Here is an 18,104-nt window from a genome sequence, read left to right as displayed (position 1 = left end):
AAGTAGGCAAGACCAAATAACTTACGCTTTTTAAGTGTATCTTATTTGGTCTTTATTTTTTGGTTTGTATTTGCAAATTAAAATTACATTATTCATTTAAAGGAGCAGTAATGTAAATAAGAAAGGAAGAAGAATATGAAAGAAAAGGCAAAGAAAATTATTTCTTTAGTACTTGCATTTTTGATGTCAATTGGGTGTATTCACTCTTATCCAATCGTAAGTGCTTTAGAAAAAGACTATGAAATCTATCCAAATCCTCATATGATGGAATATCAAGATGGCTCATTTGATATGACATCTACTGTCAATGTTGTCTATGAAGATGGTATTGATGAATATACAAAGGATAGATTAAATGAAGTATTAGCTATTAAAAAGATCAATGCTACTACTTCAACAGAAGTAAAAGAAGACCAAACAAACATTTTAGTAGGTATTAAAGATTCTAACCAATATGTTGATCAATACGCTGGTGAACATTATACAGTAAAAACAAGTAATTTATATGATCAATTAGATTCATACTTATTAAAAGTTGATAATGGAACAATTACAGTTTTAGGTAAAGATACAGATGCTGCTTTTTATGGTCTTACAAGTTTGTATCATATCTTTAAACAATTAGACGGAAATACTATCCGTAATTTTACAATGGAAGATTATGCTAATGTAGCTAGTCGTGGATTTATCGAAGGTTATTATGGAAATCCATGGTCAACTACGGATCGAATGAAATTAATGGAATGGGGAGGATACTACAAGTTAAATTCTTATTTCTATGCTCCTAAAGATGATCCTAAACATAACTCTAAATGGCGTGAACTTTATACAGATGAAGAAATTGAAACGAAGATCAAACCGCTTGCTGAAGCAGGAAATAAATCAAAATGTCGTTTTGTATTTGCGTTACATCCATATATGTATAATGCAATTAGATATAATAGTGAAGAAAACTATCAAGCTGACTTAAAAGTATTACAAGCTAAATTTGAACAAGTTATTAAAGCAGGTGTACGTCAAATTGCTATTTTAGCAGATGATGCTGGAAATGTTGGTGGTGCTAACTATACAAAAACATTAACTGATATGACAGCATGGATAAAAGAAATGCAAAAAACATACCCTGATTTAAAATTATCATTACCATTCGTTACACAAGAATATATGTATTATGGAGAAAGCTATTATCGAAATTTCCCAGCAAATATTCAAATCGTTATGACTGGTGGTAGAGTATGGGGAGAAGTTACAAATAACTTCACAGCAACTTTTACAAATAACGCTGGGCGTGGACCTTATATGTGGATCAACTGGCCATGTACAGATAACTCTAAAAAACACTTAATTATGGGTGGATATACAACATTTTTACACCCTGGCGTAGATCCAAATAAAATTCAAGGAATTGTTTTAAATCCAATGCAACAATCTGAGCCAAGTAAAGTTGCAATTTTTGGGAATGCATGTTATTCATGGAATATCTGGCAAAGCGAAGAAGAAGCACAAAAATGTTGGAATGCTTCATTTAAATATGTTGATCATAACAGTGCTATTGAAACTCAAGCATCAGCTGCTTTAAGAGAACTTTCAAAACATATGATCAATCAAAATATGGATAGCCGTGTTACTGCATTACAAGAATCAGTAGATTTAAAAGATCGTTTAACAAGCTTCAAAGAAGCTATTGCTAATGGGACAACAATTAGTGATGAACAATTTGAAGATTTAATCAACGAATTTACAATCTTGAAAAATGCGAGTGCAACATATAGAGCACAAGCAGGTGATACAAGAGTAAAAGATCAAATTGTTTATTGGTTAAACTGCTGGGATGATACAACAGATGCAGCAATTAATTATATTAAAGCTGTTAAAGCAGTACAAGATGAAGAAGCAAATGATAAGATTTGGGATCTATATGCTGCAGGACAAGCTGCTTTTGAAAAATCAAAAACATATGGGTTCAATTATGTTGATCATTTAGAATATGCTGAAGTAGGGGTACAACATATTGTGCCATTTATCAAAGCAATGGATTCTTATTTGTCTACTATTGCTTCTACAATTGTAAATCCAAATAAACAAGTTACTAAATTTATTACAAATCGTAATGATACACCAACAGGTAATACTGATTATGTATTTGATAATAAAGCTAATACTGAAATTGTTTATAAAACTCCAAATACAATCAGTAAAGGAACTTATGTAGGAGTTAGTTATTCAAAAGCAATCGATATTGACAAAGTAACTTTTAGATTAGGAACTAACTCAAATCCAAAAGATACTTTCTCTAAAGCTAAAGTACAATATACAACAGATGGTAAAAAATGGGTTGATTTAGATGATCAAGAATATACCTTACCAAATGATGTAGCATTAACGGATTTAAATTTAAAAGCTGTTAAGGGTATTCGTATGATTGCTACAGAAGATAAGTCTAATACTTGGTTAGGTGTTAGAGATATTGCAGTTAATGTGGATGAAACAGTAACTGAAGAAGACCCAGGTACATTATCAATTGATAAGTTAACACTTAAAGGTGGTTCTTTAAATAATTTATTAGATGATAGTGATGCTACTTATGCGCATTTTGCAGAAAGCCCTTATAAAGGTGGAGACATTAAAGATTATTTACCAGTTGATGCAAGTATTACATTAACTTTCAAAAAAGCAAAAACATTAGGTACAATTTGTTTTGCACAAGATGCAGGAACAGACAAATCAACAAAATATGTTATTGAATATACAACTGATGGACAAAACTGGACAGCATTAAAAGAATATAATGGTGATGCTTCAGTTGAATTAGATGTATCAAGTCAAAATATTAAAGCTAAGGCAATTCGTATTAGAAACTTAGAATTAAATTTACAAAGTGATACAGCTGGATATTGGTGGAAAGTCAATACATTTAAAATGACTGATCCAGGACAAATCAATGCAACATTTATGTATACAGATACATGGAAAATTTATCAAGGAACAGTTGCTAATTTAACAGATGGTGATAGTTCAACAGCATTAGATTTTAATACACAACCAGATAATACAACAAGAAAAGATGATTATATTGGTTGGGATTTAGGTAAAGAAACAGCTATTGGTAAAATTTATGCAGTTATCGGTGGAGATCGTAGTGCTGGTGATAAATGGGAAAAATATAGCTTACAATATTCTAATGATAATCAAAACTGGACAACTTATAAAACTTATCAAGGTTTAGCTAGTGGTAAAGATACAGTTGAAGAAAACTTCTATGGTTTAAAAGCTCGTTATGTACGTTTGGTTAATGAAGAAGATAAAGCTGTATGGGTTATTTTCTCTGAATTTTCTGTAAAAGCTTATAATCCAGATGAAGATTTCAATAATACTAATGTTTATACAAATACAGATTATAGATTAGCTTCACAAAGTGAAGAAGCACTTACAGAATTAATTTATAATCAAGAAATCACTTTAGAAAAAGGTCAATACGTAGGTGTTGATTTATCAAGAATTAAAGATTTAAGGGCATTAAATATTGATTATGAAAATGGTCAAGGATTAACTTTACAAGTTTCAAAAAATGCAGTTGAATGGACAACTGTAACTGGTCAAGAAAAAGAATTACCAGATGGAAGATATGTAAGATTAATCAATAAAACAGATAAAGCTATCAAATTAACAATTAATCATTTTGAAGTACATTCAAATGAAATTACAGCTCCATATTTATATGAAACAACAATGACTATTAACCCTTCATGGGGTGTTGGTGAAGATACTAGAAATAATGGTGCAGCATTTGATGGTAATATCGATACAACAACAGAATTTGGTGACTTACCTCAAAAAGGACAATATATTATTTATGATTTAGGACAAGAAAGAACAATTTCTAAAATTCAAATGTATTGTCAAGATAGTGCCGTTAACTATATTAGAGATGCTGATATTTTAGTATCTGATGATTTAGAAAATTGGACAAAAGTTGTTACTATTGGAGATGGTGTTGAAAATACTGATGATGCAGGGGTTAAATGTATTGATTCAGATGCCGGATATACAGCATCTAGCACATATCCAAATAAAGTATATGTAGAAGGAACTGCTAATAATGTTAAAGCACGTTATTTAAAAATCTTAATGACTGCAACAAATAATAATAGAGCAGTTGTCTTTAATGAAATTGTATTAAATGATGGAGAATATGTACCAGTTTCAAATGATCCAACATATACTTCTTCAACTGTAGAAGCAAATGGATTTATTCCTCAATATATGTTTGATGGAGATTTATCTACAGCATATAAACCAGGTTCTACAAAAGCTGGAAGCATTACTTATACATTATCAAGTGATTTAGATGTTAAGAAAATGCATATTATTCAAAAAGGTGAAATTTCAAATGCACGAGTTTCAGTTCTTGTAGATGATGTTAATGGAAAGAAATGGGTTCAAGTTGGAACTCTTAGAAAATCATTAAATGAATTCTATATGCCAGAAGGAAATGTTTATGAATTAAAAATTTCATGGGATGAAAATCAAATTCCAACAATTTCAGAAGTTATTATGTTAAATGAAGATGAATATGCTTCAACAGCAGCAAATGATTTACAAAGTTATATTGATTCTTTAGATGTTAAAGAAAATAAATATACAGCAGATTCTTATAAAGAATTTGAAACAGCATTAAAAAAAGCTCAAAAGGTTTTAGATAAACAATATGGTGAATTAGATGCTGTTACAAATGCAAAATCTGAATTAGGGGTTGCTTATGCAAATCTTGTTAAACGTGGAGATATTCAAAACGTTAAAGATGAACTTGATGCAATCAGTCAATTAAAAGAAAATGATTATACAAGTGAAACATGGACAGTTTTACAAAATCAAGTGAAACTTGCTCAAGATTTAATTAAAAAAGATGAAGCAACAATTACAGAAAAAGAAGTTATTGATATGGTAGAAGCTTTACAAAAAGCAAAAGCTCAATTAGTAACAAAAGCATCAGTAAGTAAGAAAGCTTTAAAAGATTATATTGAATCAAACGAATTAGATAAGTTAGATACTAATAAATATTTAACAACTACAGCTGATCCATTTAAAGAAGCATTAAAGAACGCACAAACATTAATTGAACAAGAAAATGCAACAAAAGAACAATTAGATGAAGCTTTAAAACAATTACAAGATGCAAGAGCACAATTAGTTTTAAAAGCAACAGATGATGAAGTAAATGCATTAAAAGCTTTAATGAAACAATATCAAGAAAAAGATTATACTGTTTCATCATGGAAAGAATTTGAAAAAGTTTATAATGATGTAAAAGCTGCTTTAGAAAATGAAAACACAAGTGATGATATTCAAGCATTAACTGTAACATTAAAAGAAGCTGCTCAAAAACTTGTTAAACGTGGTGATTTAGATGGTATTCATGCTTTATTAGATCAAATTAAACGATTAGATAGTAAAAAGTATACGGAAGAATCATATTCTAAATTAATAGATGTTGTTACTGAAGTATCTAAAAAATTAGAAAATACAGCTGAAATGACACAAGAAGAAGTAGATGCTCTTGTAAATGAATTACAAAATGCTATTGATGCATTAGAAAAAGCACCTACAGTATCTACAGATACTGAACCTGTAAAAAAACCACAAGTTATTACAAATAATAAGGTAAAAACTGGAGATCAAACATCTGCATGGACATTTGCAGTACTTGCTTTAATGGCAGCAATCGTTTATGTATCTTTAAGAAAAAAAGCAAAAGAAAATTAAGATAAAAGGATTCTATTTTCTTGAAACAAGAAAATAGACCTTTTTCTTTTAAAAAGTTATCTTCCCAGTTTAAATGAGGATAAACATATCACTATTTTTATATTTATTTATTGTAGGATGATCAATAAAATAGTACAAAACATAAGCCATTTTATATCAAATTTGGCTTTTTTTTGAAATTATATAGTGTTCAAACATCTATTAAATCAGATAAAGTACAAAAATATAGATAAAAAGGATTGATAAATACACATTATTTCCACATATATATAATAAAATAAATTAAAGAGGTGATACATATGAAGCTTATTTATTTAATTGTATTAATGATCATTGTTATAATTGCTATTAACCTTTATCTATTTATTCAAAATAAAAAAAATAAAGGGAAAAACAATTACTTAGAAACTAAAGAACTTCATGATTTATCCCGAGATGTTCATAGTGTAGACTATGAAATTTCAAGAGCACAAGCACATATGACTTACCGTAATCCAGGTGGAATGTGAATTTGTCCTCTAACTATTGAAAGGATACAATTTGTATGTATCCTTTTCATATGCAAAAAAATATGAATATTTATCCCTTGTTTAGGCATGTAGGGTATAAAAAGTAAAAAAGATAGCGTTTTCATAAGCGAAAACACTTTTTTTATGATATATTTAAAGAAGAGGTGAAAATCATGAAATTAAAAACACTTGATCAAAGACAAGCAGGTATTTTATTACCGTTATTTAGTTTACCAGGAAAACATGGAATTGGAGATTTAGGAAAAGAAGCTTATGAATTTGTTGATTTATCTGCTCAAGCAGGTTTTTCTATTTGGCAAATTTTGCCGTTAAATCCATCAAGCTCTGGTAATTCACCCTATACTCCTTATTCATCTTTTGCTGGTGATGAAATATATATTTCTTTAGAACTTTTAAAAGATTGGCATTTGTTAGATGAAGTTCCTAACTATTTACAAGATTTAAAAAGAGTTGATTATAAACGCGTACGTTTATTTAAAGATCGTTATTTAAGAAAAGCTTATCAAGCTTTCTTAAAAGATAAAGAATTAAAGAAAGAATATCGTACTTTTGTTAAAGGAACATTTTGGCTTAAAAAATATGCACGTTTTATGGCTTTAAATAAAGCAAATGAAGGTTTACCTTGGGTAGATTGGAATGATGAAGATCAAAATATTAAAGGAAGTAATGAAGGATTAGAAGCAGAAATTGATTATATTCAATTTCTTCAATATATTTTTGTAAAACAATTTAATTTATTAAAAATACATGCTCATCAAAAAGGAATTTCTATTATGGGAGATTTGCCTTTATATGTAGGTGATGATTCTGCAGATGTTTATGAGTATCGTAAATGTTTCCAATTAGATGATAAATTTTATCCTAAATTTGTATCTGGAGCATCACCAGATTACTTTTCAAAAGATGGCCAATTATGGGGACATCCATTATATGATTGGAATTATTTAAAGAAAACAAGATATAATTTTTGGATTAAAAGATTAAAATGGAATAATGAAGTTTTTGATATTTTAAGAGTTGATCACTTTAGAGCTTTTGATACATATTGGTCAGTTCCTTATGGAAGTGCTACAGCTAGAGAAGGAAAGTGGATAGAAGGACCAAGTTATCATTTTCTAGATTCAGTTTATAAACAATTACCAGAACTTAATATGATTGTTGAAGACTTGGGAGAATTACGTCCACAAGTACATGAACTAAGAGATCATTATGATCTATTGGGAATGAAAGTTATGCAATTTTCTTTTGGAGAAGATGAAAGAAAAGTTAAATATAAAATTCCTAAGCATTGTGTTGTTTATACAGGAACACATGATAATGCTACTCTTAAACAATGGTATGAAGAATTAGATGATAAAGAAAGAATGAAAGAAATTATGAAAGGTCTTGGATATACAGGAGAAAATCTTGTGGAAGATATGCTTGCATATACACTTGAATGTGATGCAGTGATTTCTATTATTCCTTTACAAGATTTACTTGGTTATGGCAAAGAAGCACGTATTAATTTACCAGGCACAGTTGGTCCACATAATTGGTCTTATAAACTTACTTCATTTGATGATTATCAAAATCAAATAGCAGTAATTCAAAAAATGTTGAAAAAAGCTAAAAGATAAATACCATACTTATTATTTATATATCCTAAAAAGTAGCGATAAAAGCTACTTTTTTTAAATTTACAAGGATGTAATCGCTTTTATTAATTAAATTACGATAATAAAATTGATTTTTAAAAAGAAAAAAATATAATAGGTTTTGCAACAAGTCATGAACAGGTTTTTCTTCCTTAAATATTTTTTTGACAACAACATTCTAAATTTGTACATGGACTTGAAGTTAAGACCGAATGGTCTTTTTCTTTTTATATAAATGTACAAAAAATAAAACATTATTTAATAATGTTGACTTTATTTTTAAAACCGATTTATAATACATACAACAAGTGAAACCGATGAAGTGGAGATAAAAATAGAACGTGCACTTATAGAGAGTTTGGATGGTGGAAGCAAACAGAACGCAGTCTATTAAATGGACCACTGAGGGCAAAAGGAAAGGCATTAGCTGAGTATTCTTTGACGTCAGGCTTACGTAAGTAGTCATAGATGTGATAGCATCTAGTAAAGTGCATGAGTGTATCATGAATCAAGGTGGCACCGCGGATATAACCGTCCTTGAAAGTTTAACTTTCAAGACGGTTTTTTTAATTATTAGGGGGAATTATATGTATTATCCAAGTTTAGAAATGTTAGAAAAATTAGATCTAAAATCTTATGATTTAGTTCCAATAAAAAAAGAAATCTATAGTGATATGATTACACCTATAGAATTAATGAGAAAATTAAAACAATATTCTAAACATGTTTATATGTTAGAAAGTCATGAAGATAAAAATAAATGGGGAAGATATACTTTTATAGGTTTTGATCCTAAAAGCGAAATTACTTGTTATAACAATATGATGAAAGTGGATGATAAGATTTTTAAAGTGACACATCCCAAAGAATATATTAGAAAAGTTTTAAATGAACATCGTAGTTTAAAGCTAGAGGGTTTTCCTACTTTTACAGGAGGTTTGGTTGGTTATTTTAGCTTTGATTATTTTAAATATAGTGAACCTTCGATTATTAAAAGTCAAAAAGATAATGGCTTTAATGATGTGGATTTGATGCTTTTTGATAAAGTTATTTGTTTTGATCATTTTAAACAAAAAATGATTTTAATTGTTAATATAGAAACAAATAATTTACAAAAGAATTATAAACAAGGAATCAAAGAATTAAATGAATTAGATTATATAATTAGAAAACATGTTAAAACACTTGTTCAACCATTAAAAATATTAGAAGAATTTAAACCAGTTCTTTCTAAAGAAGAATATTGTCAAATGGTAGAAAAAGGAATTGATTATATTAAAGAAGGTGATATTTTCCAAGTTGTTTTATCAAATAGACTTTATGCAAGAGCGACGGGGTCATTATTTGATAGTTATCGTGTTTTAAGAACAACAAATCCATCACCTTATATGTTCTATTTTGCAAGTGATAATATTGAAGTAGCTGGAGCCTCTCCGGAAACTTTAATTAAACTAGAGGGAACAAAGTTAACAACTTTCCCAATTGCTGGAACTAGAAAAAGAGGAAAAGATGATCAAGAAGATCAACAATTAATAGATGATTTATTAAAAGATGAAAAAGAGTTAGCAGAGCATAATATGCTCGTTGATTTAGGAAGAAATGATTTAGGAAGAATTTCTAAATTCAATAGTGTACATGTGGTATCTTATATGGATATCTTAAAGTTTTCAAAAGTTATCCATATAGCAAGTGTTGTCAGCAGTGAAATTAAGGAAGAATATAATGCTTTAGATGCAGTTGATGCTTTACTTCCTGCAGGTACTTTATCAGGAGCACCAAAGATTAGGGCATGTCAAATCATTAATCAATTAGAACAAAATAAAAGAGGGATTTATGGAGGAGCTATTGGTTATTTAGATTTTACAGGAAATATGGATTTATGTATTGGCATTCGTTTAGCTTATAAAAGAAACAATGAAATTTCTATTTGTAGTGGTGCAGGAATTGTTTATGATAGTGTTCCTGAAAATGAATATCAAGAATGTTTAAATAAAGCTGGTGCAGTTGTTGAAGCAATTAAAATGGCAGATGGGGGTATTGATTATGATTCTACTTATTGATAATTACGATAGTTTTGCTTATAACCTTTATCAATTGATAGGTTCAATTAATGCAAATATCAAGGTCATTAGAAATGATGAAATGACAGTTGAAGAAATAGACCAACTTCATCCATCATGTATTATTATTTCACCAGGTCCAGGGAAACCAAGTGAAGCAGGTGTTATAGAAGAAGTTGTTCAAAAATGTTATACAAAATATCCTATTTTAGGAGTTTGTTTAGGGCATCAAGCAATTGTTGAAGCTTTTGGTGGAACTGTAAGTTATGCTCAAAGCGTCATGCATGGGAAGTCTTCGACAATTAAAGTAGATACTACAAATCCAATTTTTAAGGGAATCGAGGAAAAGACAGCAGTTGCTAGATATCATAGTTTAGCTGCTAAAAAAGATAATTTACCAGAATGCTTGAAGATTATAGGGGAAAGCGATGATGGTGAAATCATGGCGATTAGTCATAAAAACTATCCTATTTATGGGTTACAGTTTCATCCGGAGTCGATTTTAACAAAAGAAGGTAAAAAAATAGTTGAAAATTTTTTAAAGGAGATACAAAATGATTAGGGAAGCAATTATTAAATTATCAAAAAAAGAAGATTTAACATATCAAGAAGCTTATGAATGTATGAATGAAATCATGGATGATCAAGCTTCTGATATTCAAAAGGCTGCTTATTTAACAGCACTTTCATTAAAAGGTGAAACAATTGATGAAATAACAGCAAGTGCTAAAGGAATGAGAGAACATTGTGTGAAGTTATTAAATGATCAAGATGTTCTTGAAATTGTAGGAACTGGAGGAGATGGATCAAACTCTTTCAATATTTCTACAACTTCATCTATTGTGATTGCTAGTGGTGGTGTTAAAGTTGCTAAGCATGGAAATCGTGCAGCAAGTTCAAAAAGTGGCGCAGCAGATTGTTTAGAAGCTCTTGGAGTAGATATTACAATCAATGAAAAAAGAAGTAAGGAATTATTAAACGATATTAATATTTGTTTCTTATTTGCTCAAAACTATCATTTAGCGATGAAGTATGTTGCACCAGTAAGAAAAGAACTAGGTATTCGTACAGTCTTTAATATTTTAGGACCACTTACGAATCCAGCAGGAGCGACTTATCAAGTAATGGGAGTTTATGATGAATCATTAGTTGAACCACTTGCTCAAGTTTTAAGTAATTTAGGGGTTAAAAGAGCTATGGTGGTTTATGGAAGAGATGGTTTAGATGAAATCTCAGCATCTAATGAAACTTTTGTTTGTGAAATTAATGATGGTCAATTTGAAACTTATACAATTTCACCTGAACAATTTGGTTTACAAAGATGTTTAAAAGATGAACTTGTTGGAGGAACTCCAAAAGAAAACGCTCAAATTACACGAGATGTTTTAAACGGTAAACAAGGTGGACCTAGAACAGCTGTCTTAATGAATGCGGGGGCAGGTTTATATATTGGTGGTAAAGTTGATTCTTTAAAAGCAGGAATTGATTTAGCAGCAGAGTTGATTGATAGTGGAAAGGCAAATGAAAAACTAGAAGAGTTTATAAAAGAATCAAACAAATAGGAGCGTATATTATGATTTTAGAAGATATTGTCGAAAGTACAAAAGAACGTGTTGAAACAAATAAGAAACGTCATTCAATTTATGAATTAAAAGAAAAAGCCTTTGCAATGCCTATTGATCAAAGCTTTCCTTTTAAAAAAGCTTTAGAAAAAGATGGAATGTCTTATATTTTAGAAGTTAAAAGACATTCACCATCAAAAGGACAAATTGTTTCTACTTTTGATTTTAAAGCAATTGCGAAAGAATATGAAATGATTGGAGCAGATGCTATTTCAGTAGTAACTGAACCTGATTATTTTAAAGGGGATGATGATTTTTTAAGAGAAATCAAACGTATTGTAAAGATTCCTGTTTTAAGAAAAGATTTTGTTGTAGATGAATACATGGTATATGAAGCTAAAATACTAGGAGCAGATGCTATCTTATTGATTGCTGGTGTTTTAGATGAAATTATATTAATGCGTTGTGTAAATTTAGCACATAATTTAGGAATGTCAGCCATTGTTGAAACACATAGTTCAATGCAAGTTAAAAAAGCATTACGTGTAGGTGCTAAAATTATTGGTGTTAATAATAGAGATTTAAGAGATTTTAGTGTTGATTTAAATACAACATTAAAATTAAGAGATATGGTTGATGAAGATGTTATCTTTGTCTCTGAAAGTGGTATTAAAACAAGAGAAGATATTGAATTACTAGAAAAACATCATGTAAATGCTGTCTTAATTGGTGAAACAATGATGAAAAGCCATGATAAAAGACATACATTAGAAGTTTTAAAAGGTATTGATGAAGAAGATTAAAATTTGTGGTTTAAAAAGAAGATATTGATTATGTAAATACATATCAACCTGATTATATTGGCTTTGTTTTTGCGGGAAAGAAAAGAAAGATTACTTATGATCAGGCAAAAGAATTAAAAAAAGATCTTTTATCTTCGATTCAAGTTGTAGGTGTTTTTGTAAATGAGGATATTTCTTTTGTTGAAAAATTAGTTAAAAATCATGTTATTGATCTTGTACAATTGCATGGTCAAGAAACAAATGAATATATAAAGACTTTAAAACAAAAAATAGATGTTCCAATTATTAAAGCAATTCAAATTAAAAATGATGATTCTTTCAATGTAGACTATGATGTTGATTATTATCTTTTCGATCATGGTTCTGGAGGAACTGGGGAAAGTTTTGATTGGTCTATGTTGAAAGAAGTCAATAAGCCTGTATTTTTAGCAGGAGGAATTAATCTTTCTAATATTGATGAAGCTTTAAAAATGAATGTTTATGGATTAGATGTTTCAAGTGGTGTTGAAACAGATGGTTTTAAAGATAGGGAAAAAATTAAGGAAATCGTAAGGAGAGTTAGAAATGAAAGGTAGATATGGAATACATGGGGGACAGTACATACCTGAAACTTTAATGAGTGAAATTCATAAAATTGAAGAGGCTTATGAATTTTATAAAAATGATCAAGCATTTAATGATGAACTTAATACATTATTAAAAGAATATGCTGGTAGACCATCTTTATTATATTATGCAAAAAAGATGACAGAAGATTTAGGTGGCGCTAAAATCTATTTAAAAAGAGAAGATTTAAACCATACAGGTTCTCATAAAATCAACAATGTATTAGGACAAGCTTTAATGGCTAAAAAAATGGGAAAAACAAGAATTATTGCTGAAACTGGTGCTGGACAACATGGTGTAGCTACAGCCACAGCAGCAGCCTTACTTGGACTTGAATGTGAAATTTTTATGGGAAAAGAAGATACAGATCGTCAAGCTTTAAATGTTTATCGTATGGAACTTTTAGGAGCTAAAGTACATCCTGTAACAACAGGGACAATGACTTTAAAAGATGCGGTCAATGAAGCAATGAGAGAATGGACAAAACGTGTGGATGATACGATGTATGTTTTAGGTTCTGTGATGGGGCCTCATCCATTTCCAATGATGGTGAGAGATTTCCAAAGTGTGATTTCTAAAGAAGCAAGAGAACAAATTCTTGAATATGAAGGGAAACTTCCTACAGCAGTGATGGCCTGTGTTGGTGGTGGAAGTAATGCGATGGGAATGTTCTATAATTTTATCAATGATAAAGATGTAAAACTTATTGGTTGTGAAGCCGCTGGTAAAGGGGTCGATACAGCTTTAACAGCAGCGACAATTGCAACAGGATCATTAGGTGTTTTCCATGGAATGAAATCTTACTTTTGTCAAGATAAATACGGTCAAATTGCACCTGTTTATTCTATTTCAGCAGGTTTAGATTACCCAGGTATTGGACCAGAGCATGCTTATTTACATGATACAAAACGTGCTCAATATGTACCAGTTACAGATGATGAAGCAGTGGATGCTTTTGAATACATTGCAAAAACTGAAGGAATTATTTGTGCCATTGAAAGTGCGCATGCGATTGCACATGCAATCAAAATAGCACCAACTATGAAAAAAGATGATATTTTAATTGTTTGTCTTTCAGGTAGAGGAGATAAGGATGTTGCAGCAATTGCAAGATATAGGGGGAAAGAAATCTATGAATAGAATATATAAAGCTTTTGAAAATAAAAAAGCCTTCATTGGTTTTTTAACAGCAGGAGATCCTGTAATAGATAAAACAGTAGACTATATTTTAGATATGGAACAAGCAGGGGCTAGTTTGATTGAAATTGGTATTCCCTTTTCTGATCCAATTGCTGAAGGACCAACCATTCAAGAAGCCAATGTACGTGCTTTAAAAAATAAAGTTACAACAGATGATGTGTTTGAAATGGTTAAAAAAGTAAGAGAAAAAAGTGATATTCCTTTATGCTTTATGACTTATTTAAATGTTGTTTTCCATTACGGTTATGATGAATTCTTTAAAAAATGTCAAGAAGTTGGTATTGATGGTATTATTCTTCCAGATTTACCTTATGAAGAAAGCCAAGAAGTCAAAGATGTTTGTTATAATTATGATGTTACTTTAATTTCAATGATTGCCCCAACAAGTAAAGATCGTGTAGAAATGATTGCAAAAGAAGCAAAAGGATTTATCTATCTTGTATCGTCAATGGGTGTTACAGGAACAAGAGATAATACTTCATTTGCTAATAATCTTGAAGAAATTATTAGACATATTCGTCAAGTAACAGATACACCAGTAGCTATTGGTTTTGGTATTAATAAACCAGAACAAGTGAAAGAATTTAAACAATATGCAGATGGTGTTATTGTTGGTAGTGCAATTGTTAATATTATTAAAGAACATGGTGCAAATGCGGATGAACCTTTAAAAGAATATATTCAATCACTTACAAATGAACTATAAATAAAGTGCAAGCAAAGGCTTGCCTTTTTATTTTATTATATATATCGAATATCGATAATTAAATTAAAATGTTTATATTCATCATTTTTGTCTATCCTAAAAATGTGGAGGTAAATCTATGAATATAAAAAAATATAATGAAATTGCAGATAAAAATAAACCACAAAAACAAGTATTAAAACATACAATCAGTGCTTTTTTAGTAGGTGGTGTGATTGGTATGATAGGAGAATTCTTTTTGAATCTTTATAAAGAATTATTTTCTTTTAGTGAAAAGGAAGCAACACCTATTATGTTGATTACTCTTATTTTAATTGCAGCTCTTTTAACAGGTTTAGGAATCTATGACCGTTTAGGTGATTTTGCAGGAGCAGGTTCCTTTATTCCCATTACAGGTTTTTCAAATGCGATGACTTCAAGTGCCTTAGAAGCAAGAAGTGAAGGTTTAGTGACGGGAATAGGTGCTAATATTTTTAAACTTGGTGGAGCGGTGATTACTTTTGGAATCGTTGCTTCGTTTGTATTAGGAGGACTACGTTATGTCATCACCTATTTCTGGTAGTAGTTTTGTTTTTAAAGATGTCTATATTCAAAGTGTTGGGACAACAGCAGGAGTTATTGAACATCAAGGACCGTTAGGACATTATTTTGATAAACATTATCCTAATCATTATCATCATCATGCAAGTTATGAACAAGCAGAAATTGAAATGCTGAAAGATGCTATCCTTATTTGTTTAAAAAAAGGAAAAGTAAAAAAAGAAGAAATTGATTTATATTTTGGAGGAGACTTAAATAATCAAATTACAGCGTGTTATTATTATGCTAATCATTTACATCGACCTTTTATTGGCTTATATAGTGCATGTAGTACGATTGGACTAGCTCTAGCAAATGCTGCGATTATGATTGAAAATCATAATATTCATAATGCTATTGCCTGTACGGTTTCTCATAATGCAACAGCTGAAAGACAATTTAGATATCCTTTAGAATATGGTATTCAAAGAAAAGAAACGATGACTTTTACAGCAACAGGAAGCGTCGCTGTTTTTCTAACAAACAAACCAAGTCAAGTAAGGATTGAATCAATTACTTTAGGAAAAGTAATTGATTATGATCAATATGATGCTAATGATATGGGGCGTGCTATGGCCCCTGCAGCTTTAGATACTTATTTACAACATATGAAAGATTTAAACAGAGATGGTACTTATTATGATTTGATTTTAACAGGTGATCTTTCTCATTATGGAAAAACGATTATGAAAGAACTTTTAAAAGAAGAAAATCAAAAGTATAACGATTATGATGATTGTGGTTGTTTACTTTATGATGTTAGACAAAATGTCTATCAAGGAGGAAGTGGTCCTGTATGTAATGGACTTGTCAGCTTTGGTTATGTTTATCAAATGATGTTAAAAGGCAAATATAATCGTGTTTTAATTCTTGCTACGGGAGCTCTTTTAAATCCTGTCATGACAAATCAAAAATTATCGATTCCTTGTGTTTGTCATGGTTATGTATTGGAGGTTGTCAAATGAACTATGTATTATCTTTTTTATTCTGTGGCTTTGTCTGTGTTATTGCCCAGTTAATTTATGAGTATACTAAATTAACGCCAGGACATATTACGTGTAGCTTTGTTGTATTAGGAGCACTTTTAGATTTATTTCATATTTATGATCGTCTAATTAAAATCTTTCATGCAGGAGCCATGCTTCCTATTACAAGTTTTGGTCATTCTTTAATGCATGGAGCAATGGCTATGACAAAAGAATATGGTGTTTTTGGATTAGCTATGGGAATGTTTGATTTAACAGCAGCAGGAATTTCATCGGCCATTTTATTTGCGTTTATCATTGCACTTTTCTTTAAACCAAAATCATGAAAAATCCTTCTTTTGATTTAAATGTAAGATATTTAGATTTTGATGGTCGAAAAATTGAAATTAATTATGTTTCTAGTTTATGTTCTGATGAATTGATTGCTTATTTAGTAGAAGGAATTACTAATGCAAAAGGAAAGACATTGAAGGATTGTTTGAATAATGGGGATGTCAAAGAAGAACTCAATAAAGAAAACTATGAATATGCGATGCTTACAGGATGTGCTATTGTTAAAGATATAACTGAAAGTAAAGTTTATGTTTTAGATACAAGACATTTTCCTACTCGTTCAATTGAAGAACCTGATACAGAAAAGTCAGTTAGAGGAAGTAAAGATGGTTTTAATGAAAATCTTTTAAATTGTGCTGGCTTGATTAGAAGACGTATTCGTACGTTAGACTTAGTAATGGAAAAAGTTACAGTTGGTAAAAAAAATAAATTAGATATTTGTTTATGTTATTTAAAAAGTGAAATAGATCAAACGATGTTAAAAAGTATTAAAGAAAGACTTGATGAAATAAAAAATGAAGATTTAATTATGACAGATCGTGCTCTAGAAGAATTAATTTTTGACCAAGGTTATAATCCTTTTCCACTTGTAAGATACAGCGAAAGACCAGATGTGGTATCAACACATATTCATCATGGTTATCTTGCAATTATTTGTGATACTTCAAGTTCAGTTATGATGTTACCAACAACTTTGTTTGAAATATTAGAACATGTTGAAGAACATCGTCAAACACCGATTATTGGTACTTTTATTCGTTTGATTCGTTTTAGTGCTGTTTTTCTTTCAATTTATTTAGTTCCTTTATGGATGTTGATTGTAAATCAAGGAAATGTCAGTTTAAAAAAATTATTTTCAATTATTTTAGTAGAACTTGCTGTTGAATTATTAAGAATTGCAACTATTCATACTCCTGATTCTATTTCCAATACAATGGGGATGATTGCTGCTATTTTATTAGGTGAATTTGCAATCGAGCTTGGTTTTTTTTCAGGAGAAATTCTTTTGTTTGTATCCATTGGAAATGTTTGTGGTTTTGCCACACCTAATTATGAGTTATCTTTAACGAATAAATATGTAAAGATATTTATGATTTTATGTTCAGGATTATTTGGTTGGTTAGGTTTTATTGCTTATCAAGTTATTTTATATATGTATTTAATATCATTAAAACCTTTTGGCTTTTCTTATCTTTATCCATTGATTCCATTTAATGGAAAAGATTTACTTCAATTCATTATTAGAGAACCTAAGAAATAAAAATTTATAATAATTTTTATTTCAAATATGTATAAATCGTACATATATATGGTAAAATATATGTACGATTTATACGGA

General features: G+C 29.8%; 14 protein-coding genes. All 14 read left to right on the top strand.

Translation table 11 applies throughout. The annotated features are described in order from the left end of the window. Positions 1–135: 135 nt before the first annotated feature. The 14 genes from ACLVEP_RS03765 (at position 136) to ACLVEP_RS03700 (ending at position 18,026) form a co-directional block, all read left to right on the top strand. On the top strand, positions 136–5,763 hold the full coding sequence (locus ACLVEP_RS03765) for a beta-N-acetylglucosaminidase domain-containing protein (RefSeq protein WP_412582932.1): 5,628 nt from the start codon (positions 136–138) through the stop codon (positions 5,761–5,763). Between the two features lie 299 nt (positions 5,764–6,062). Beyond that, positions 6,063–6,272: a hypothetical protein gene (locus tag ACLVEP_RS03760; protein WP_412582255.1), complete on the top strand. Its 210-nt coding sequence runs from the start codon at positions 6,063–6,065 to the stop codon at positions 6,270–6,272. Positions 6,273–6,445: 173 nt separating this feature from the next. Next, the gene (malQ, locus tag ACLVEP_RS03755; RefSeq protein WP_412582930.1) at positions 6,446–7,912 is read left to right on the top strand and encodes a 4-alpha-glucanotransferase; all 1,467 of its coding nucleotides are present in this window, start codon (positions 6,446–6,448) and stop codon (positions 7,910–7,912) included. A 605-nt stretch (positions 7,913–8,517) separates the two neighbouring features. Next, the gene (locus ACLVEP_RS03750; protein ID WP_412582928.1) at positions 8,518–9,990 is read left to right on the top strand and encodes an anthranilate synthase component I family protein; all 1,473 of its coding nucleotides are present in this window, start codon (positions 8,518–8,520) and stop codon (positions 9,988–9,990) included. Beyond that, positions 9,974–10,552, top strand: coding sequence for an anthranilate synthase component II (locus ACLVEP_RS03745; protein WP_412582926.1), 579 nt, complete (start codon positions 9,974–9,976; stop codon positions 10,550–10,552). Before ACLVEP_RS03750 ends, ACLVEP_RS03745 begins: the two co-directional genes overlap by 17 nt. Continuing rightward, a complete protein-coding gene (trpD, locus tag ACLVEP_RS03740; RefSeq protein WP_412582924.1) occupies positions 10,545–11,552 on the top strand; it encodes an anthranilate phosphoribosyltransferase in 1,008 nt (335 codons plus the stop codon). The genes ACLVEP_RS03745 and trpD overlap by 8 nt, the downstream gene beginning before the upstream one ends. Before the next feature lie 11 nt (positions 11,553–11,563). Continuing rightward, on the top strand, positions 11,564–12,355 hold the full coding sequence (trpC, locus tag ACLVEP_RS03735) for an indole-3-glycerol phosphate synthase TrpC (RefSeq protein WP_412582922.1): 792 nt from the start codon (positions 11,564–11,566) through the stop codon (positions 12,353–12,355). A gap of 23 nt (positions 12,356–12,378) precedes the next feature. Beyond that, positions 12,379–12,930 carry a phosphoribosylanthranilate isomerase gene (locus ACLVEP_RS03730; protein WP_412582955.1) on the top strand — a complete coding sequence of 184 codons (552 nt, stop codon included), beginning with the start codon at positions 12,379–12,381 and terminating at the stop codon, positions 12,928–12,930. After that, entirely contained in the window at positions 12,920–14,101 is a 1,182-nt protein-coding gene (trpB, locus tag ACLVEP_RS03725; RefSeq protein WP_032090617.1) for a tryptophan synthase subunit beta, read from the top strand. Before ACLVEP_RS03730 ends, trpB begins: the two co-directional genes overlap by 11 nt. Then, complete coding sequence (gene trpA / locus ACLVEP_RS03720; RefSeq protein ID WP_412582920.1) at positions 14,094–14,867, top strand: tryptophan synthase subunit alpha; 774 nt, start codon at positions 14,094–14,096, stop codon at positions 14,865–14,867. The genes trpB and trpA overlap by 8 nt, the downstream gene beginning before the upstream one ends. 118 nt (positions 14,868–14,985) lie before the next feature. Continuing rightward, entirely contained in the window at positions 14,986–15,429 is a 444-nt protein-coding gene (spoVAC, locus tag ACLVEP_RS03715; RefSeq protein WP_412582918.1) for a stage V sporulation protein AC, read from the top strand. Then, positions 15,407–16,411 carry a stage V sporulation protein AD gene (locus ACLVEP_RS03710; RefSeq protein ID WP_412582916.1) on the top strand — a complete coding sequence of 335 codons (1,005 nt, stop codon included), beginning with the start codon at positions 15,407–15,409 and terminating at the stop codon, positions 16,409–16,411. Before spoVAC ends, ACLVEP_RS03710 begins: the two co-directional genes overlap by 23 nt. Then, on the top strand, positions 16,408–16,758 hold the full coding sequence (spoVAE, locus tag ACLVEP_RS03705) for a stage V sporulation protein AE (RefSeq protein ID WP_412582915.1): 351 nt from the start codon (positions 16,408–16,410) through the stop codon (positions 16,756–16,758). Before ACLVEP_RS03710 ends, spoVAE begins: the two co-directional genes overlap by 4 nt. After that, positions 16,755–18,026 (top strand): spore germination protein, encoded by a 1,272-nt coding sequence (locus ACLVEP_RS03700; protein WP_412582913.1) that lies wholly within the window; start codon positions 16,755–16,757, stop codon positions 18,024–18,026. The genes spoVAE and ACLVEP_RS03700 overlap by 4 nt, the downstream gene beginning before the upstream one ends. Positions 18,027–18,104 lie beyond the last annotated feature (78 nt).

This window comes from Faecalibacillus sp. (assembly GCF_047023275.1).
Classification (GTDB): Bacteria; Bacillota_I; Bacilli_A; order Erysipelotrichales; family Coprobacillaceae; genus Faecalibacillus.
Note: the sequence above shows the minus strand (reverse complement) of the source record. Positions and strands in the feature narration are given on the sequence as shown.